This is a genomic window from Sphingopyxis macrogoltabida (genome assembly GCF_001307295.1).
Classification (GTDB): domain Bacteria; phylum Pseudomonadota; class Alphaproteobacteria; order Sphingomonadales; family Sphingomonadaceae; genus Sphingopyxis; species Sphingopyxis macrogoltabida_B.
In genome coordinates this window covers 449518-466797 of the sequence record NZ_CP012700.1, presented here as the reverse complement: position 1 = coordinate 466797, position 17280 = coordinate 449518, and the positions used below count along the sequence as shown (strand labels likewise).

19 protein-coding genes are annotated in these 17280 nt (G+C 65.4%); 6 read left to right on the top strand and 13 right to left on the bottom strand.

What is annotated here, in order from left to right; genetic code table 11:
* From AN936_RS02270 to AN936_RS02205, 13 genes are all read right to left on the bottom strand, one after another.
* Positions 1-1170: an efflux RND transporter periplasmic adaptor subunit gene (locus AN936_RS02270; protein ID WP_149037573.1), complete on the bottom strand. Its 1170-nt coding sequence runs from the start codon at positions 1168-1170 to the stop codon at positions 1-3.
* 13 nt (positions 1171-1183) lie between these two features.
* Positions 1184-2356, bottom strand: a complete 1173-nt coding sequence (locus tag AN936_RS02265; protein ID WP_054586727.1) for a TolC family protein — start codon at positions 2354-2356, stop codon at positions 1184-1186.
* 91 nt (positions 2357-2447) lie between these two features.
* Complete coding sequence (locus AN936_RS02260) at positions 2448-2834, bottom strand: hypothetical protein (RefSeq protein ID WP_149037572.1); 387 nt, start codon at positions 2832-2834, stop codon at positions 2448-2450.
* The gene (locus AN936_RS02255; RefSeq protein WP_054586725.1) at positions 2831-3229 is read right to left on the bottom strand and encodes a DUF3703 domain-containing protein; all 399 of its coding nucleotides are present in this window, start codon (positions 3227-3229) and stop codon (positions 2831-2833) included. Before AN936_RS02255 ends, AN936_RS02260 begins: the two co-directional genes overlap by 4 nt.
* 744 nt (positions 3230-3973) lie before the next feature.
* Positions 3974-4813, bottom strand: coding sequence for an NYN domain-containing protein (locus tag AN936_RS02250; RefSeq protein ID WP_054586724.1), 840 nt, complete (start codon positions 4811-4813; stop codon positions 3974-3976).
* Complete coding sequence (locus AN936_RS02245) at positions 4810-5733, bottom strand: nucleotidyltransferase and HEPN domain-containing protein (RefSeq protein WP_054586723.1); 924 nt, start codon at positions 5731-5733, stop codon at positions 4810-4812. Before AN936_RS02245 ends, AN936_RS02250 begins: the two co-directional genes overlap by 4 nt.
* A 65-nt stretch (positions 5734-5798) precedes the next feature.
* Positions 5799-6740: a DUF2493 domain-containing protein gene (locus tag AN936_RS02240; protein ID WP_054586722.1), complete on the bottom strand. Its 942-nt coding sequence runs from the start codon at positions 6738-6740 to the stop codon at positions 5799-5801.
* A 551-nt stretch (positions 6741-7291) separates the two neighbouring features.
* On the bottom strand, positions 7292-8548 hold the full coding sequence (locus AN936_RS02230) for a type II toxin-antitoxin system HipA family toxin (RefSeq protein ID WP_054586720.1): 1257 nt from the start codon (positions 8546-8548) through the stop codon (positions 7292-7294).
* Positions 8545-8763: a type II toxin-antitoxin system Y4mF family antitoxin gene (locus tag AN936_RS02225; RefSeq protein WP_054586719.1), complete on the bottom strand. Its 219-nt coding sequence runs from the start codon at positions 8761-8763 to the stop codon at positions 8545-8547. The genes AN936_RS02230 and AN936_RS02225 overlap by 4 nt, the downstream gene beginning before the upstream one ends.
* A gap of 255 nt (positions 8764-9018) precedes the next feature.
* Positions 9019-10047 carry a DUF7146 domain-containing protein gene (locus AN936_RS02220; RefSeq protein ID WP_054586718.1) on the bottom strand — a complete coding sequence of 343 codons (1029 nt, stop codon included), beginning with the start codon at positions 10045-10047 and terminating at the stop codon, positions 9019-9021.
* Positions 10048-10247: 200 nt separating this feature from the next.
* Positions 10248-12380, bottom strand: a complete 2133-nt coding sequence (locus tag AN936_RS02215) for a ParB/RepB/Spo0J family partition protein (RefSeq protein ID WP_084758123.1) — start codon at positions 12378-12380, stop codon at positions 10248-10250.
* A 118-nt stretch (positions 12381-12498) separates the two neighbouring features.
* Positions 12499-12900 (bottom strand): DUF2958 domain-containing protein, encoded by a 402-nt coding sequence (locus AN936_RS02210; protein WP_054586717.1) that lies wholly within the window; start codon positions 12898-12900, stop codon positions 12499-12501.
* Positions 12897-13895, bottom strand: a complete 999-nt coding sequence (locus AN936_RS02205) for an ArdC family protein (protein ID WP_084758122.1) — start codon at positions 13893-13895, stop codon at positions 12897-12899. Before AN936_RS02205 ends, AN936_RS02210 begins: the two co-directional genes overlap by 4 nt.
* Positions 13896-14071: 176 nt before the next feature.
* On the opposite strand from AN936_RS02205, the gene AN936_RS02200 reads away from it, so the two are divergent.
* The 6 genes from AN936_RS02200 (at position 14072) to AN936_RS02175 (ending at position 17188) form a co-directional block, all read left to right on the top strand.
* Positions 14072-14263, top strand: coding sequence for a DUF6771 family protein (locus AN936_RS02200; protein WP_054586716.1), 192 nt, complete (start codon positions 14072-14074; stop codon positions 14261-14263).
* A 1-nt stretch (position 14264) separates the two neighbouring features.
* Complete coding sequence (locus tag AN936_RS02195) at positions 14265-14594, top strand: hypothetical protein (protein WP_054586715.1); 330 nt, start codon at positions 14265-14267, stop codon at positions 14592-14594.
* 12 nt (positions 14595-14606) lie between these two features.
* Positions 14607-15119, top strand: coding sequence for a DUF159 family protein (locus AN936_RS02190; RefSeq protein ID WP_054586714.1), 513 nt, complete (start codon positions 14607-14609; stop codon positions 15117-15119).
* A 27-nt stretch (positions 15120-15146) separates the two neighbouring features.
* The gene (locus AN936_RS02185; RefSeq protein WP_054586713.1) at positions 15147-15791 is read left to right on the top strand and encodes an SOS response-associated peptidase; all 645 of its coding nucleotides are present in this window, start codon (positions 15147-15149) and stop codon (positions 15789-15791) included.
* Positions 15792-16026: 235 nt separating this feature from the next.
* Entirely contained in the window at positions 16027-16152 is a 126-nt protein-coding gene (locus tag AN936_RS25735; protein ID WP_257719793.1) for a hypothetical protein, read from the top strand.
* A 277-nt stretch (positions 16153-16429) separates the two neighbouring features.
* On the top strand, positions 16430-17188 hold the full coding sequence (locus tag AN936_RS02175; RefSeq protein ID WP_084758121.1) for a helix-turn-helix transcriptional regulator: 759 nt from the start codon (positions 16430-16432) through the stop codon (positions 17186-17188).
* Positions 17189-17280: the final 92 nt, after the last annotated feature.

Sequence of the window (17280 nt, the reverse complement as noted above, 5' to 3'; positions counted from 1 at the left end):
TCAATGCTCCGCCTCGCCCTTGCCGATTTCGGCCTTGAGCAGGAAAGCGCCCTTGGTCGCGATCACCGCGCCCGGTTTCACGCCATCGACGATCTCGATACGGCCGCCGCCACGCTTGCCTGTAACTACGGTGGTCGCTTGGAAGCCCTTTGCGGTCTTGACGAACACCACTTCGCGTCCCTCGACGGTTTGCACCGCCTCTTCGGGCAAGGCGATCAGCGTCGAACCGGCTGCACCGCGCGGTTTGATCCGCGCCCGCAGACCTTGACCGGGCGTCAGGCCACCGATGCCTTCGGGTATCAGAACGATTGTCGCGGTCTTGCTCTCGGGATCGAGGCTCGGGGTTGCCGAACGAACGGTCGCATTCGCGGTTTCTCCTCCGAGCAATTCGATCACCGCCGTATCTCCGGGATTGATCCGGCGTGCATCGGCGGCGAGCACCGAGGCGTTAATTTGGATACGACGGGGGTCGGAGACGCGGAACAATTCGGTGCCGGCGAGCACATAGGAACCGAGCTTGGCATCCGATTTGGTAATCCGCCCCGAGATCAGGCTGGTCACCGCCAGAGTGCGGCCATCGCCGGAGACTTTTGCAGCCGACGCAGCCGATTGCGACCGCCGCGCTTCTGCCTCGGCCTCGGCGAGCGCCGCCGCGGCGGCCTCGAGATCCTGTTTTGCCGTGATACGCGCATCGAATAGCTTCTTCTCGCGCGCGTATGTCGAGCGCGCGAGCGCCAGCCGAGCCGTTGCCGAACTGCGTTCCGACGCGATCGCTGCTGCGTCGCGGCTTTCCATCACCGCCACAGTGTCACCCACTTGAACATAATCACCAAGCCGCCTGTTGATGCGGGTGATCGCGCCATCGGCGCGCGCCGTCAGCACGGCCTCGCCCTCGGGCGTCGATGCCACGACGCCCTGCGCCAATATCTCAGATCCGAGCCCACCAGCCTGGATCGTCTCGGTGACGATGCCCGCGCCCTTGGCGCGCGCCTCGTCCATCAGGATCTGGCCCTCGACATGACCTTCTTCTTCTTCGGCGGGTGCCGCTGGAGGTGCGGCCGCCTCGGGCGCGGACATCGATCGTCCGATCAATATCCCGCCGCCGCCCAGCACGAGCGCCCCGACCGCGACGGCGGCCATGAGGCGATTCTTGTTCTCGAAAAATTGCATGATGTTCAGTCCCCTATTGCGCGTTCGCGCGGCCCAGCGCCGCAACGGCGCGGGCGCGATCGAGCTCGGCTTCGATGAGTTTGAGGTTGGCGCTGGTCAGCGCCTCCTGGGCGTCGATCAATTCGATGAGCGTGAACTTGCCTTGCTGGTAGCCAATCTCGGCGACGCGCGCGGCCTCGTTCGCCTGGAACAGGCCTGCTCCCGACAAGGCCAACACCCGTTCGGTGGCGGCAGAGAGCATCAACTCCGCATCGCGTCGCGAGAGACGCGTATCAAGGCGCGTCTGCGCGAGCTGTGCTTCGGCCGCTTCGCCATTGGCGCGCGCTGCGTAGATGTTGCCACGATTGCGGTTGAACACTGGCAGCGGGATCGAGACGCCGACGATGAAGGCGGTGTCCTTGCTTTCGCGGAAATTCCGCACACCCCCCGACGCCGTGATGTCGGGAACGCCCTCCGCCTGAGCCAGGCGCACGCGCGCCGAAGCCGCATCGCGCTCCGCCGACGCAAGCCGTTCGTCGAGGCTCTGTACGTCAGCCGGAAGCGCCGGCGGTACCGGAAGGTTCTGCGCGACCGCCGACAAGTCGGGATCGTCGCTCCCGATCAGCAGCGCAAGCTCCTGCCGCGCCGAGAGCAATTGAGCATCGGCCCGTAGGCTTTCCGCTCTCGCCTCGGCGAGCAAGGCGTCAGCGCGCAGCTTGGTCAGCGGCGGATCGCGGCCCACGTCCACCAGCGTCTCGGCGATTCGCGCCAGTTCGACCGCTCGTGTCAGGACGTTGCGCGCCAAAACGGCGCGGTCTTCAGCGGCGCGGAGCTCGGCATGCGACACGATGATGTCGTAGGCGAGGTCCGCTTCGGCCCTCCGCAGGGCGATCTGCGCAAACTCGCGTTCGGCGGCCGCAACTTCCTTTCGGGCCCTTCTTTTGCCGCCGAGTTCGAACGGTTGCGACACCGCGACGGTTGTCTCGGTCTGGCGGAAGGTCCGATAGGGGCCGGTTCCGCTGAAATTCTCGACTTCGGCGGACACGGTGGGGTTGGGGCGCACGCCTGCTTGCAGCGCGCGGCCTTCGGCGGCCTTCAGCTCGGCTTTGGCTTTGGCAATTCGAGGGGAGACGTCCTGCCCGCGCGCGAGCGCATCGGACAGGGAGACAGGCTCGGCGAATGCCGGTTGACCTGCCATGGCCAGCATCCCTGCGAACAGCAGGGTGCCAAATGATTTGGACATAAATACTCCTGATCAACGCAAAACGACGCAGGCAAAAGCCTGCGCGAAGCAGTGATCAGGCGGCTGGAGGCTGTGTTGGTGGCGCGATCACGCGCGACGCGAGCGCCGCAGAGGCGCGTGACAAATGGCTGTCGCGCGCGAGCACAGCCGAGGCGGCCAGCGCGGAGTCTTCCACGATCAGGCCGGCCGGGCAGTGATGATGATGGAGCAGCTCGCTGCCGCTGCCGGTCGGGGAATTATCGTCCGGCGCGCCGTCATTCGAGACCTCGACACACGTCTGATGGTGCGCCTCCACCAGCGTCGCCGGCACATTGTCGAAGGCCATGGCAGGCATATCTACGCCCGCCAACAGCGCCGCAATGAGCAACATAAACTGGATGAGGCCATTTCGCATCACCCGCCGGTTAGCAGCCGTGCGAGACACAGGCAAGCTGGAGATCATGGCGCATCCGCCTGCATATATCGCTGCAGATCCTCTGGAACAGGCATGGGAGCGAAGGCACTCACACGCGCACGGCCCGTATTTCCTATGGGCAGGCGACCCATGAGCGCGCCGAAAGGGACGAGGCCGATCCGGAACAACTGCCCGAAGGTCTCACGAATATCTCCACGAGAGATAGCGAATTTCAGCATCTCGACATGCGACGACAGGTGAAACCACATCAGTGGCTGGGAAAGGATATGGGCGCGTTCCAGATGGTGCCAGGCGGCACCGATGTCGCAAGCCTCCCGGGCGCGACGATAAAGTGCCAGTTCCGTCGCAATCGCCTTTCGCACGCCAACGCCTGCGCCAGTGGCGTCTGCTTTTGGCTGCGTTGCTGGACGGCCATCGGACATTGGATCCCTCTCGATAATGTTCGAGTCGGAAGGCTATCTACACTCTGTAGCTACTACAGGGTCAAGAGCGATGACGGGAGAATCTTCGCGGCCACCTGGAGACTCCGCTGCGAGCGCACGCATGGATCTGCGTTCCTATTCGGTAGAGATGTCCCGCGGGTGCCTGTCGGTGCACGATTACGTCGCTACAAAATCGGGGCCCAGCTATATTCACACCACCGATATGCGAAATGGCAAGCTGGGAAAGCTTAGTCGGAAGGCATCACCAGTTCGACGGAAAGTTCAAGGGCCGGCGGTATTAGTACCTCGGGTCGGGCGTCCCTCTCGGGAAAAGATAGTTCTTTTCCCCGATGGCGAGGCTGTCCTGTCGGATTGCGTGATTGCGTTGCAGACCATACCTCCCGGCCGTGAAGACGCACTAATGCAAGCGCTGATTGAGAACTGGGAGTGCTTTAAGCTAGCTTACGGCGGGAGCTGCGCTCCGTACACAACCCTCAAGAGAATTGCGGAAGCTCTGCTGCGCCTTGGGATTCCAAGCTCAGTTCGTGCGGAAGGTGGCCTACCTGGCGCGGATGCAGGCTTAAAGCCCGCGGATATCCCGGCCAAAGCGATCGGAAGCATTCGCTAGATCGCCGGCCGGTTACCGGCATCTCTACGGCGGCTTTCAGCTGGACTTGATCTGGAGCGTAACGTCTGACTCCGGGCGCGAAGCGGCCATGTCGCCAAGCAGCTGCAAGATCGAGACTATTGGGATGCCGGTCTCGCCGCTCGGTCTCTGTTTCTCTTGTCGGCGACAAAGCTCTGGCCGCCCTCACCCTTGACGATCTCGAACAGCCCAGTCGCCTCGAAGAGCGCTGGAAAGTTCTTGGCCCCATAATTTCTTGGGTCGATCGGCGCCTGCCGCTTAACTGCGCTACCGGCCGAGGACATCGACGCCCATCCGTCGTCGCGCGCCGACGCCTCGACCGCTCCGCGGAGAATCGTCACCAGTTTGGTGTCCTGCGCGAGTTTCTTGTTGGTCGCCTTAGCGGGCGGCGTACCAGCCTTGGCCGGCTCTTTCGCTTTTGGCGCCTTCGCTACGGCTGGCTCGGCTGGTGTGGTCGGCGCGTCGATGCCTTCGAGGTTGTCGAGATAGAGGAAAGTCGTGCAGGCGTTGACAAAAGGGCTTGGGGTTTTGCGTTCGCCGAAACCGTAGACTTCATGGCCGTTGGCCCGGAGCTGCATGACGAGAGGTGTGAAGTCGGCATCGCTCGACGCGAGGCAGAAGGCGTCGAGCTTTTGCGTGTACAGAAGTTCCATCGCGTCTATCACCAAGGCGATGTCGGTGGCATTCTTTCCGGTGGAATAGTTGAACTGCTGGATCGGCCGGATCGCAAATTCGTGAAGCTTGTCCTTCCAGCCCTTGAGGCTGTCGCTTGCCCAGTTGCCATAGGCGCGCCGAATATTCGCGGTTCCATATTTTGATAGTTCAGCCAGCATGGCTGCGATCTTATTGTGGGAGACATTGTCGGCGTCGATCAGCAATGCGATCTTGCGATCCGCGACTACGCGAGCGCGATCAGATCCATCAGGCGTATCGGTCATCGGCGTAGCGCCTCCTCCAATGCCGCGATCCGCTCCGAGCAGATAGCAAGCACTGCGCGGCCAAGTTCCACGACACGGTCCGACAGCCAGAGCAGGTCTTCACCGCTGATCCTATAATGCTTCGAATAGCGCGCCTTCACATAGGCCTCTTTCAGCTTTTCAAAGCGGGCCCGATCGGCCTTCAAGTCACGTGGCCATGCATCGACGAGACGCATGTCGATCCGCTCTGCCTGCGTCCGGAGAAATCCGAGGTTGTGCACGTGCGGTGTGTAGAAAGTGCAAACCAACAACGCGCAGTGGTAGAGAAATTCCGCAGCTTGGTGGGTATCGAAGGCGGACTCCCGATAACGGCCTTGGCCGCGGGTATAATTCGCGGTGTCTAATCTTCCAGCCGCTGCCGGATACCACTCGTCGAAATACTCCCGCGCCATCGCCAGCGCCTGCTCGGGCGTCTTCGGCTTCGGCTGGTGCAATTCCTTGTCGTCATATTCGTAGAGCGCGATCCCGTCGCGCGCGACGTCCATGAAGAAATAGCGCCCGTGCGCGAGCCCGTCGTTCACCTCCTGTAGCGTGTGGACGATGAAGTTCACCGGCGTGTGCAGCGTCTTGTCGATCGCGAGCTCGCGGGTCAGCCGGTCGTCGAGCTTCGCCCAGAAGTCGACCTTGTCGGTCAGCCTCTTGTCGTTGACGATGATAAGGAGATCGAAGTCCGAGCGATAGCCCTTGGCGGTGTGCGGCTCGTCGACCCAGCCGCCGCGCGCATAGCTGCCGTAGAGGATGATCTTGTCGATCCGCCCCTTCTTCTTCCAGCTCATGGTCCCGAGCGCCAAGGCATCCTCGAATTCTTCGAAGATGATCGCCTTCACGCGCTCGAGCTCGCGCTGCTTGTTGGCCGGGAGATGATCGAGATCGGTACGCATCGCTCGTTCCTTCTGTGGTCACATGCTCGCCCGATGGCAAGCGCGGTCAGGTCCAATTCGGCACCTCATGGTGCCTCGCGGATACGGAAATCCCAGACCGGGATGCCGAACGCGCGCGCCTTGTCGACGAGATTGTCCTGGATGCCGGTGCCCGAGAAAACGATGAGCCCGGCGGGCATGGCGTCGATCAGCCGCTCGTTGCGCTTGAAGGGCGCGGCCTTTTTGTCGCGGTTCCAGTCGGGGCGGAACGCGACCTGCGGAACCTTGCGCGCGTCGGCCCAGCAGGCGGCGGCGCGCTCGGCGCCGGTCGGGGTCGCGCCGTGGAGAAGGACCATGTCGGCATGGCGGGCATGCACCCGGTCGAGCGCCGACCAGATATGCTGATGATCGTTGCAGGAAGGACCGCCCGAAAAAGCGATGCGCGTGCCCTCGGGGATCAAAGCCCTGGCCTTTTCGCGGAGCCTCTTGTCCATGAAGTCGCGGCTGTCGATCACCGCCGCGGTCATCGTCTGGTGACGGATGCGCGAACCGGTGCGCGGGACCCAGGCTTTGCGGGCATGGATGCGATATTGCTCGGCGGCGCATTCGCGGAAAAATTCCATCGCGTCGCGCCGCTCGATGAGGGTGATGCCTTCGGCGATCGCACGCTCGAGTTCGACCGAGCGGATTTCGCTGCCGTCCTGGCCGCGCTGGAGTTCGCGCTGCGCCGCCTCGTTGCGGTCGAGGTCGCGTTCGATGCGGGTGCCTGCGCCATGGAAGAGATTGACGACGCCCCAGAGCAGATCCTCGAGATCGGGTTCGATCCGTGTATCAACAAGACAGCCCGCGAGCGCATCGAAGATGTCGGCGACGGCACCGCTCGCGAGCCGATCGTCGGGAAGGGGGCGACCGTCGGGTTCGTCCTCGAAGGGGCGATAACCATGGAGCTGCATTTCCTCGAGAAGATGCGCGCTCGCGCCGGGTTCGAAGGACGTGTCGGGATAGGGATGGTCGGCATCGTCGGTCATGGCGCTTGGTCTCCGGTTGCGGCCGCGCCTTTCGCGGCCTTCGCGGCGACGCCTCGCGGCACGCGGGGCGGGCCCGCACCGCAAGGGGGCGAGCCCCCGCGCGGCCGAAGCGCCAGCGGAGGATGGCGGCCGAAGGCTATTTTGTTTCGCGATGCAAAGGGGCGCGAGCCCCGGCGGAAAATAGCCGCCCGGCAAGACATTGCGGCGCCCGCCCCCGCGTGCCGCAGTCGCCCTCCAGCGAAGGCCGAAGGCGCGGTCCGGCACAGGGCGATCATGCCGCTACCATGATGTCCCCGATCGCGGCGCCGTCACCGTTCCCGGCGATCGGCAGGCTTCGGGTGATCGGCGGAAAAGGGGCCATGATGGCGGGACGATGATTGCGATGATCGCGGTGATCGCGGTGATCGCGATTATATGGCGATGCCGTGATCGCGCGATGATGCCGATGATCAAAGCGACGTCGACCCTCATGAGCGCGAGCATTCGCTGCTATGGAGTGGATCGTCCGGACAGCCGGAAGTCGTCTTCAAGAGCTCGCTGCGCGCGCCCGGCTAGAGCGCGCCGCCGATCCTGTCGGCGCGCGCGGCGACGAGTGCGGCGAGGTTGTCCAGCACCGACGCTTCGCAGCCCTCTGCGGCAAGGGTCGCGGCAACAGCGGGCGCAGCGTCGCGTATACGGCCTGCGAGTGTGTATACGCGGCGGCGGACGAAGGGGACGCCAAGCTGCATGTCGGCAGCGAAGCGCGCCCATGCGTCCGCATCGAGATTTTCGAGCTGGTTCGCGCGTCCGATGGGCATGGCGAAGCGGGTCGCCACTTCGGGATAATAAGCGGTGACCATCAGGTCGTAGAGCGGTGCCAGATGCGTCGCCGCGTCGCCTTCATCATCTGCGTAGAGAAGGCTGAAATTCTTGCCATGCGCGTCGGCGTTGCCGATGACCGCATTGAAGATGGCGGCGTCGAGCAGACGCAGCAGGTCGCGCGCGGGCGTCGTGCAGGTCCGGCGGACGAGGTCGAAGCAGGCGGCAAAGCCCGGCCCGCCCTCGATCGCATATTTATTCTCGGGCGCGATACCGAGCGCCTGGCAGAAGTCTTCCTGGTGGATACGGCGAATGATGCCGCCCTCAAGGCGCCGGTCGAAGCGTTCGACGAGGAGGTAGGCGATCGCGCCCGCCCGCCGCGGCTCGACCCGGGCAACGTCAAGATCGACCGCCGCCGCGAGACGCATCGCGAAGGCCTCGGTTTCGACGCTATTCTCGAAGCGGGCGATCGCGGGCTTGACGATATGTGTCGTCGGCTGCCCCGGCGGCGGCAAGGCCGGCGCGCCATCGACCAATATGACGGGAAGCTTCGGCTGCGCGCCGGCGAGCGACATGCGGATGCCCTCGTCGCCGACGAGAAAGGGACGGCGCGGAAGCTCTTCCAGAAGCGCCGCCAGCGCGTCCTGATCGAGAGCTTCGGGTGCCGCGGCCGACGGCGCGGGCACCGCCTCCGCTTCCGGCAGAATGACGAGCGCACCGGCGACATCGCCGCCAAGGGCGTCGAGCAGCGCATAGTCATTCTGCCGCGAGACGCCCGCGGCCCGGGCGGCGGCCTCGCGCTGCCCCTCGTCGGGGAGAAGGCCAGCGAAAAAGGGCCGGGTTTGGGCGCGGGTAAAGGCCCCCTCTTGCCGGGGAAGCGATGCCGAAATGGAGCGAAACGCCGGATCGGCGAGCCATTCGTCGTCATAGCGGAACAACATGGTGCCCTCGCCATTGCGGGCCAGATTGCCGACCCGCACGCCATCCCAATAAATGATGAGGACACTCATCCCGTCAGGCCTTCGCTACGCGTGGTCAGCGCAACGACGATGCCGAGCGCGTCGAGGACATGCAGCACCTTGCCGACCTGGAGAGTCGGCTTGCCGGCTTCGAGATCGACGATGAAGCGGATGCCGACGCCCGCCGCGCCCGCGAGTTCGTCTTGGCGGAGCCCTGCCCGCTTGCGCACGCGGCGCACCATCTGCCCTATGCTACCGATATCCATAAATCTTCCCGTTCGGGAATTTTGTAGCAGAGGAGGACCGTCTCTTCAAGTAATTTTACCGATCGGGAATATTATGACTTTGAAAGCGAATGGGGCCTATATAATTCCCGATCGGGAATATCGCACCGCCCCATCTCCGCGAGCCGGCTTCGAGCTGACGGCTCACGCCCGGCAGGCCGATCGATCGCACGACACACAGGAAGGTTGCTACCTAGAGGCGTTGCCACCCCGAGGCAGACGGCCGCAAGGACGGGATCATGTCAGAAGCCCCCTATCCTCGGGCGCGAGTTGCTCCCTCACGCCGACAACAAGGCCCATGATACCAACCGCCATGAGGTCCTCGTTGAAATCGCCGTGGCGCGGATCGAGCGGCAGGACCGCGACGCCTGCCGAGGCCGCGCGTGCGCCGAGCGTTGCCAACGCAGCCGCCCCAGCCGGGTCCCTGTCGCGGGCGACATAGAGGCGGCGCAGCGATTCCGGAAATTCGATGGCAGCGAGATGTGCCGCCGACAGCCCCGCGATCATCGGCATTTCGGGCAGCGCTTCGCGCAGCGACAGGATGGTTTCGATACCCTCGCCGGCAGCCATGACCTCGCCGGCAGCGCCGAAGCGAACGCCGTGCCCGAGAAGATGGCCCAAGGCGCGGCGCGGATCGGCGACGGGCGCCTTGCCGCCCGAAGGCGCCAGCCAGGTGCGATGGACACCGACGACGACGCCCAGATCATCGGTCACCGCGGCGATCATCGCCGGCCAGGCCGACGGCACGTTGGCAGCATCGTCGCGCGAGGCGCGATAATAGCAGCGCGGATGATAGCGCAGCGATCCCGCCGCGGATTCAATGCCAAGGCCGCGCGACGCCAGATAGGCCGAGGCCAGCGTGCCCTCGGCCGTTTTCGATGCCGCCCAGAGCCGCCGCGCCGCCGCTTCCGTTCCCTGCCGGACCTTGCGAGCGCGCAGCGCAGCGCTATCCGGCAGCGGCATGGGCAGGCTCAGAAAGCGCCGCGCCTCGGTAAGCGTATCACGCATCGAAGCGTGGTCGCAGCTCGCGGCGATGATGTCGAGGAGATCGCCATGCTCGCCGCTCGCGGCATCGGTCCATTTGCCGGCCCGACCGCGCGCACCGCTCTCACCGGACAGGAGCACATAGAGGCTGCGACCCGGCGTGCCGCGGATATCGCCGACGAGCCAGTAGCGGCCTTCGCGGCGGCCGTTCGGAAGATAGCGGCGGCAGACGGCCTCGGCATTGTCGGCAAGGCGGACGACGATATCGGAAATGCTGTCCATAAGGCTCTCCGGCGACGAGCGCGGGACGGCGGTCGCCAGCAACGACCGATCCTCGCAAACGGCGCCGGCAGCCCCTGCCGGCAGAGCGGAGGATGGCACAGAGCGCCCGCCCGTTTCAACAATATGCCGCGACGCGCGGCACGCGCCGATCGCCGCGAACGAAAAAAGGGCGGGACGACCGAAGCCGCCCCGCCCAACGCTCATTCGGCGGCCACGGGCATCTCATCCCAGTCGCCGTCACCGTCGCCTTCCCCACCCAGGGCTTCGGTCCCGGTCACCGCCTCGTCCGTTCCAGGAACGGCATCGGCGTGGCCCGCATCCGCGTCACCGCCAACCGCTTCGAGGGCGGGGGTCCGCATCGGCTCGGGGACCCAGCCCGAGTCCTCGAGCAGCTTTTCGGCTTCGCGGGCCATGTCCGGCTTCTTGAGATGGTCGATCATGCCGGCGAACTCGGGCCCGCGCGCTTCGGCGACGTCGGCGAGAAGCCGCGCCTTCGTCACACCCCGGAAGTAACCGTCGGCGGTCGGGCGCCAGCCGGCCGCGACGACATCGAGGTTCACCACGCGCGCGAGCACATGGCTGTGGACGATCCGGCGCTCGACGCCGTGCGCCGAGATGCGCCCGTTCGGATATTTGGGCAGGATCTCGGCCTGCGCATTGACGCCGAGCGAAGCGCAATGCGCGAACAGCATCGCCTGCTCATTGGCATCGAGGGCAAGCAAGGCGTCCCAGAGGTCGGCGTCCCCGGTCGGCAGCTTCTCGCGCCAGGCGGCGTGCCGGGCCTCGATCGACCGGGCGGGGGCGCAGTCGCGCAGCCCGGCGGGCTCGTTGGTGAAATAGACCGTCGATACCGACAGCTTGAGGCAGGTCTCGTGGCTGGTCCGGTAGAAGATCGACAGGACGAGCGCGTGGAGCACCGCGGCGAAGGCGGCCTGCGGGCTGGCCGCAAAGGCATCCTGCAGCGCGAGCGTCCGCCAGGCCGTCAGGTCCGACACGATCCGCTCGGGCAGCGGTTTCAGCGTGTCTTCTTCCGCATCCGCGCCCGACCCATCGCACTCCTCGCCGCCTGCATCGGCGCCGGCTTCGCGATCGGGCTCGTTATCGTTGCTCGGCTCGGCCGCATCCGCAACCTCTTCCTCCTCGGCGGCAGGCTCATCTTCGGCCCGCACGAAGCCGCGGTCGACCCGGATCGTCCCGTCATAGTCGATCGAGACGAATGCGCCGGCGAGCGCCACCTCGGCGTCGTCGAAGATCTGCGGCCGATCGGCGAGCGCACCGATCTCGCATTCGATCGCCTCGAGGCGCGCATGCACCTCCTCGGGAACGTCGGGCTCGTCGGCCCATTTGTGCGACAGCGCGTCCGCCTCCGCTTCGAGCGCGACGACCTGCGCCGCTTCCTCCTCCGTCATCGGCACCTCGCTGCTGCCCAGAGCGCGCAGGCCCCGGGTCGCGCCATAGGGAAAATCGACGAGAGCCTCGACCCACTTCCAGCCTTCGCCGCCGATGCGCTCGGCGATGGCCGCGAGCTTTTCGGACACGAGCCGGTCGAGCAGCGCGGGGTCGGTCAGCCAGCCGCCATCGTCCGCCTCGAAGAGATCGCGCACGATACTGCCGCCTGCCGCAACATAGGCGTCGGCGGACACGAAGCGAACGCGTTTGTCGGCGGCGCGCACGCTGTTCTCGGTCAGCTTGCTGCGAATGAAGGCCGGGGACTTGTTGAAGCTGTGCGCGAGCAGTTCCCAGGTCTGGACCTGCCGCTCATGGTCGTCCGATACCGTGAAGGCCATCAACTGATCCAGGGTCATTTCATCCTCGGCATAGAGCTCGTGCAGCGCCGGGGCGACCGAGGCGAGCTTGAGACGCTGGCGAACGACGGCGGGCGTCGTCATAAAATACGCCGCGATCGCCTCGACTTCGGCGCCCTTGTCCACCATCGCCTGCATCGCGCGGAACTGGTCGAGCGGATGCAGCGCCTCGCGAACGGCGTTTTCGGCATAGCTGTCCTCCTCGGCGAGAATGCCGGCGGTCTGCTGGACGATGCAGGGGACCGGCGCATCCTTCGCGAGCCGCTTCTGCTTCACGAGCAGTTCGAGCGCGCGATAGCGGCGGCCGCCCGCCGGGATTTCGAAGAAGCCGGTCTCCGCGCCTTCATCGGTCCGCTGCGGGCGCACATTGAGGCTCTGCAGCAGGGTGCGGCGCGCGATGTCGTCGGCAAGTTCGCCGATCGACACGCCCGCCTTTACGCGCCGGACGTTCGCCTGGCTGAGGACAAGCCGGTCGAACGGGATATCGCGCGACGGGCTGAGGGTGATCTTTCGTTTTGCACTGGCCATGGCCATTCTCCATGACGGGCCGCCGCGGGACACTCCCTCGGCTGTCAAGCCCGTCACGAGGCCCCGGCCTTCCTCTTCCTCGCGGGTCCGCCACCGGCGGACCCGAAGATCATCCGCGTCACGCGCGCCCCGAGAGGCGGCGCTCCGCGGCAGCGAGGCGCCGCTCGCCCAGCACGACCGAACCCGCGGCGCGGGCCGCCGCGGCGTAGACCGACAGCGGATGCTGGGCCTCGAACAGGAGATCGCGCTCGATGCCGAGCCCGAACGGGAGCCGGACCGCCTCGAGTTCGGCGAGCGAGAAACTTCCGAGTTCGGGGCAACCGAAGCCGAGATCGGCAAGGCCGAACAATATGCCGTCGGGGTCCAACTCGGTGGCCAGCCAGGTCGCGGCGCCGACCGGATTGAAGAAGCGGACCACGGGCCTCGGGTCGGGCTCGCGCAGGCCGCGCCGGACCGCGTCGATGCGGGTGCGGGCGTTGGCGGTGAGCCGGGCGGCGATGTCGGGCGTGAGGAGGCTCATGCCGCGATCCTTCCGCTGACCATGCGGCTCTCGACCCCGTCTGGAAGGACGGACGGTGTGGCTGTCGACGCGGCAGCGCGATGAGCCGGCGGGCCAGCGCGGAAGGCGAGCAGATAGTCGGCGGCCTTCGACGCAGCACTGGCGGTACGCAGGATTGCGCGATGATCCTCGCGGATGATCGCAAGCCAGGAGCCGATATAGTCGGCGTGGCGCACGCTCGGGCTGATACCGAGCGCGGCGCAGACGAACGCGCCCGCCATTTCGGCGATGAGTTCTTCATGACCATAAGGCTTCGAGCCGAAACTGCCGCTCTGATCGCGGCCCAGGCGGCTCTCATGGCCCGTCCAGTGACCGAGTTCGTGAAAGGCGGTCCGGTGCCAATCAACCGGCGCGTAGAAATCCTGCGGATGCGGCACCGCGACGAAATCGTGGCGCGGGCTGTAATAGGCCGATGCGCCGCCGATGCGGACTTCGGCCCCGGTGGCTGCAATCAGCTCGGCTGCCTGCGGAAGGATCAAGCCTTCGGGCACGGGCGGCGCGGCAACATGATATTTGTCGGGCAGGCCATCGCACTGGTCGACCGAAAAAACAGTGAACTGCTTCAGGAAAGAAAAGCCGCCCTTGCATTCGCCCGCCCCGCCGCCGCCGGGCTCGGACGCGTCGGCTGCCGCGCGCCGGGTATAGATGACCCCGATCCCGCGCTCGCCGCGGCGGACACTGCCCCCCAGCGCGAGCGCTTGACGAAAAGTCAGGAAACCATGGCCCCGAAAGCCCCGGCTCATAACCGCATGCCAGAGGGTGAGGATGTTGATGCCGCTGTAGCGCCGGTCGCTCACCACATTATAGGGGAGACCGGCCGCGGCCCGGCCCGCATCCCAAGGCTGAACCCAGGGCAACCGCCCGGCTTCGAGCTCGGCGATGATCCGGCTGGTGATCTCTTCGTAGAGGGTCGCGCGCGCGCCGCGCTGGCGCGATGGTTTGACAGAACAAGACATATCGGTTCTCCGCGGCGGACCGGCGGCGAGCCTCTCTCGCCGCGCCCGATCCGTCCCGGCGTCCGGGCTCCCCTCGGGCTCGCGTGCGGCGGCATCGCCGCCGCACGGCCGACGCTGCCCGACCGTGCATCGCTCGCAGCCTTGCCAAAATGTTCTTCCTATGTTCTCTTTGCGGCATGGATAAAATCGATACCGCCCGAGTCGCCGAAACCATTCTTGCCGCCCCCGGCTGGGCGCGCGTCGGGATTACCGCACCGACGAGCCATATCCGGGTCGAGGCGGCGTTCGAACTTGCCCGCGCAATCGTCGAGAGCGTTCGCGCGGGCGCGGAGCCCGCGAGTCCCGACCAGCTCGGGCTTTCGCTGTGACGTGGGCGGCTGGACCAAAGAGGGGCAGCCCCGAGCAACGCACATCTTCGAGGCGGCCGCCTGGTTTCGGGCGATCAAGCCCGTCTGCCGCTGCGGACACAGCGCGACCTTCAACCCCTATGGAATCTGGTGGCGCTTCCAGTGCAAGATGTGGGACGATGATCTCGGCAAGGCACGTGAGAAATTCTGGTGCGTTCGCTGCGGCGCCCGGACCGGCAAGCGCGTTCGCCCGGTGCGGATCGAGCTGGTCGATCCCGGTCCCGACGATATCGCCTTGCCCATGCCCGACGAACGCGAATGGAAGCGGGCGCTCAGCCGCTTCCGTGCATGAGGATTAAAACCCATGGATATCGAAAGCGATGACGCACTCGTCGGCATCGGCAAGATACACCGGGTGATGGTGTGGGACGGCCAGCGCGAGCGCGAGAAGGAAATGCTCTGGGGCCTGCACTCGCGCGACGCCGACATCTTCCAGATTCCGCTGCTCAAGTCCGAGACCGCGATCATCGACCGGCCCTGCCTGCTGCTCGCCAATGCGTTCGGCCTCGTGAAGCGTGGCAAGACGATATATGCGGCCAGCCTGATCACCGACGAGCCCTTCTTCTGCATCGCGGCGGTCTGGCGGCCAGCGCACCGCCTTTGGCCAGAAAGTTTCGCCGCGCTCACCGTTCCGGCCTATGACGATCTGGCGCCGCACAAGGACCGGCATGTTGCCGTGGTGCGCCCCGAGGACTGGTTCGATTGGCTGATGGGGACGCGGCCGCCGCTGGACATATTGCAGCCCTTCCCCAAGAACAGCTTCAGCATCATGCCGCCGATTCAGCAGAATTTCGACGAGCTCTTAGGAGCGGCCTGACCGGAAACACGGCAAGGAGGCGCGATCATGTGCAATCTGGTGACGCTCAAGGCCTCGGTCGACGAGGTCGCGTCGGCCTTCGGTGCGCGCCGCCCGCTCACCAACGCGCAGCCCGGCGACGTCTATCCCGGCGGGCAGGGGTTCGTCGTGCGCGAGGATGGCGGCGCGCGCGCGCTCGAGGCGATGACCTGGGGGTTTCCGGTCCGGCTCAAGCATATGAAGGCGACCAGCAAGCCGAAGCCCGTAAACAATGCGCGCGACGACAAACTGATGAGCTTCTGGCGTACCTGGTTCACCAACCCGGCGCAGCGCTGCCTCATCCCCTTCACCGCCTTCGCCGAGGCCGAAGGCGAAAAGGGCCGGATGACGCAGACATGGATCAGCCCCACTGACCAGCCACTCGCTGCCTGCGCCGGTCTCTGGCGCCCGAGCGACGAATGGGGCGATTGCTACACGATGGTGATGGTCGATGCGACGAAGGAGCTTTTCGATGTCCACGACCGGATGCCGGTCATCCTGCAGGCCGCCGATCATGACCGATGGCTGCGCGCGGAACCCGCAGACGCCATGATGCTCGTCACCCAATATCCCGCAGAGCGGCTTGCCGTAGAACGCACCGACATTCCCTGGTTCAGCCGGAAGCCGCCGACCGGCTCACCCACGCTCTTCTAGCGGGCTAAGAATAGGCTATTTTATCATGGAAGGCGTAGCGTAAACCGCATGTTGACTCTTCCGGATTACCGGCTAGCACCCACCAACTTTCGAATCGTTGACTGCGACCCAAGACGATTCGAGGGGGGGACGATTTTCGATGCGGCTCCTTGCCATCGAAAGCCGGGAGGGCCTCGCCGAAAGGCGAGGCCTTTTTCGTCTGTCCTACAATGCGCATCCCTGCCATGCCGTCCCGATGCCTCGCGAACCCAAATGGAAGCACCGCGCCATCGCGATCGAGTTCTGGCTGCTGACGACGCTCGTCGCGGGATCGTTCGTCGCCGGGATCGTCGGCGCGATCCGGGCAGTCGCCCGTATTTGAACCCGGTTCACTAGCGCGCCCCGGTCGGCAGTATGGCACATGAAGTGTCAGACTGGATCCATCTCTCGGGCCTCGAAGCTTTACGCGGCTTATCTGGATGTTAGACCATCTACGCCGATCGATTGTAGCGCCGAGGCCGCGAAAACAGCGACCCGCCGCGCAATGTCAGGACCCGTCGGACCATTGTCGAACCTCGTGCGCCGCGGAGAGGAACCGCTGGCGCGCGACCCAAGGGAGCGGACCGCGGACAGCCGGGTCGGGAACGCGTCAGCGGCCGATGATCGATGTGAAGCATTTTCATCTGACGGAGGAGCTCGCCCACGAAATTTCAGGCGCGGGACAGCAGGAACAACTTTTTGCAGCGCTGGCGAACGCGGCCGAGCGCATGGGTTTCGACCATTTCGCTCTCGCCTTCGACCGGCGCGGCGGCGAGGCCGCATCGATGCTCGTCCATAATTATCCCGAAGCCTGGGCCAAGATCTACATCGGCCTCGACCTCAGTGCGACAGACCCGATCCGCCGGGCCGGTGAACGTGCGGTCACCGGGTTCGCGTGGCGCAACGTCGAGCACTATATCCCCCTCTCGCGCAGCGACCGGCAGTTGATGAACGTCGCGCGAGCGAGCGGTGTCGGCGACGGCTTCACCGTTCCGCGACACCTGCCGGGCGAAGCCATGGGCTCCTGCTCCTTCGCGGTCGGCCCGCACACCGATCTGCCGTGCCATATGCTCAACGTCGCCGAAATCATCGGCGCGATTGCGATCGCGAGAGCGCGCGACTTCATGGGTGCGGCAGCCCCGCGGCCGCGATCGGTCCTCACCGAGCGCCAGCGCGAATGTGTGCTCTGGTCGGCGCGCGGCAAGACGGCGGGCGAAATCGCCGACATTCTCGGGATCAGCCAGGAAACGGTGGTCCGCCACCTCAAGATGGCCCGCGACCGCTATTCGGTCCACTGCCGCTCGATGCTGATCCTCTGCGCTCTGTACGACGGCCTGATCGGCTTTTCAGACGTCTATGACTGGTGGCGTCCCGACTGAGGCGAGCGCCAAAAGGCGAAAGGCTTGCCCAGAAATGGGCATAGCCGACCCGCGAGATTGATGGTCTGACTCGGGCATCCAGCAACCAAGGA

Bases quoted from the DNA above. Each gene is read 5' to 3' on its own strand.
- AN936_RS02270 (WP_149037573.1), bottom strand. From the start codon at position 1,170: ATGCAATTTTTCGAGAACAAGAATCGCCTCATGGCCGCCGTCGCGGTC.
- AN936_RS02265 (WP_054586727.1), bottom strand. From the start codon at position 2,356: ATGCTGGCCATGGCAGGTCAACCGGCATTCGCCGAGCCTGTCTCCCTG.
- AN936_RS02260 (WP_149037572.1), bottom strand. From the start codon at position 2,834: ATGATCTCCAGCTTGCCTGTGTCTCGCACGGCTGCTAACCGGCGGGTG.
- AN936_RS02255 (WP_054586725.1), bottom strand. From the start codon at position 3,229: ATGTCCGATGGCCGTCCAGCAACGCAGCCAAAAGCAGACGCCACTGGC.
- AN936_RS02250 (WP_054586724.1), bottom strand. From the start codon at position 4,813: ATGACCGATACGCCTGATGGATCTGATCGCGCTCGCGTAGTCGCGGAT.
- AN936_RS02245 (WP_054586723.1), bottom strand. From the start codon at position 5,733: ATGCGTACCGATCTCGATCATCTCCCGGCCAACAAGCAGCGCGAGCTC.
- AN936_RS02240 (WP_054586722.1), bottom strand. From the start codon at position 6,740: ATGACCGACGATGCCGACCATCCCTATCCCGACACGTCCTTCGAACCC.
- AN936_RS02230 (WP_054586720.1), bottom strand. From the start codon at position 8,548: ATGAGTGTCCTCATCATTTATTGGGATGGCGTGCGGGTCGGCAATCTG.
- AN936_RS02225 (WP_054586719.1), bottom strand. From the start codon at position 8,763: ATGGATATCGGTAGCATAGGGCAGATGGTGCGCCGCGTGCGCAAGCGG.
- AN936_RS02220 (WP_054586718.1), bottom strand. From the start codon at position 10,047: ATGGACAGCATTTCCGATATCGTCGTCCGCCTTGCCGACAATGCCGAG.
- AN936_RS02215 (WP_084758123.1), bottom strand. From the start codon at position 12,380: ATGGCCAGTGCAAAACGAAAGATCACCCTCAGCCCGTCGCGCGATATC.
- AN936_RS02210 (WP_054586717.1), bottom strand. From the start codon at position 12,900: ATGAGCCTCCTCACGCCCGACATCGCCGCCCGGCTCACCGCCAACGCC.
- AN936_RS02205 (WP_084758122.1), bottom strand. From the start codon at position 13,895: ATGTCTTGTTCTGTCAAACCATCGCGCCAGCGCGGCGCGCGCGCGACC.
- AN936_RS02200 (WP_054586716.1), top strand. From the start codon at position 14,072: ATGGATAAAATCGATACCGCCCGAGTCGCCGAAACCATTCTTGCCGCC.
- AN936_RS02190 (WP_054586714.1), top strand. From the start codon at position 14,607: ATGGATATCGAAAGCGATGACGCACTCGTCGGCATCGGCAAGATACAC.
- AN936_RS02185 (WP_054586713.1), top strand. From the start codon at position 15,147: ATGTGCAATCTGGTGACGCTCAAGGCCTCGGTCGACGAGGTCGCGTCG.
- AN936_RS25735 (WP_257719793.1), top strand. From the start codon at position 16,027: ATGCCTCGCGAACCCAAATGGAAGCACCGCGCCATCGCGATCGAGTTC.
- AN936_RS02175 (WP_084758121.1), top strand. From the start codon at position 16,430: ATGATCGATGTGAAGCATTTTCATCTGACGGAGGAGCTCGCCCACGAA.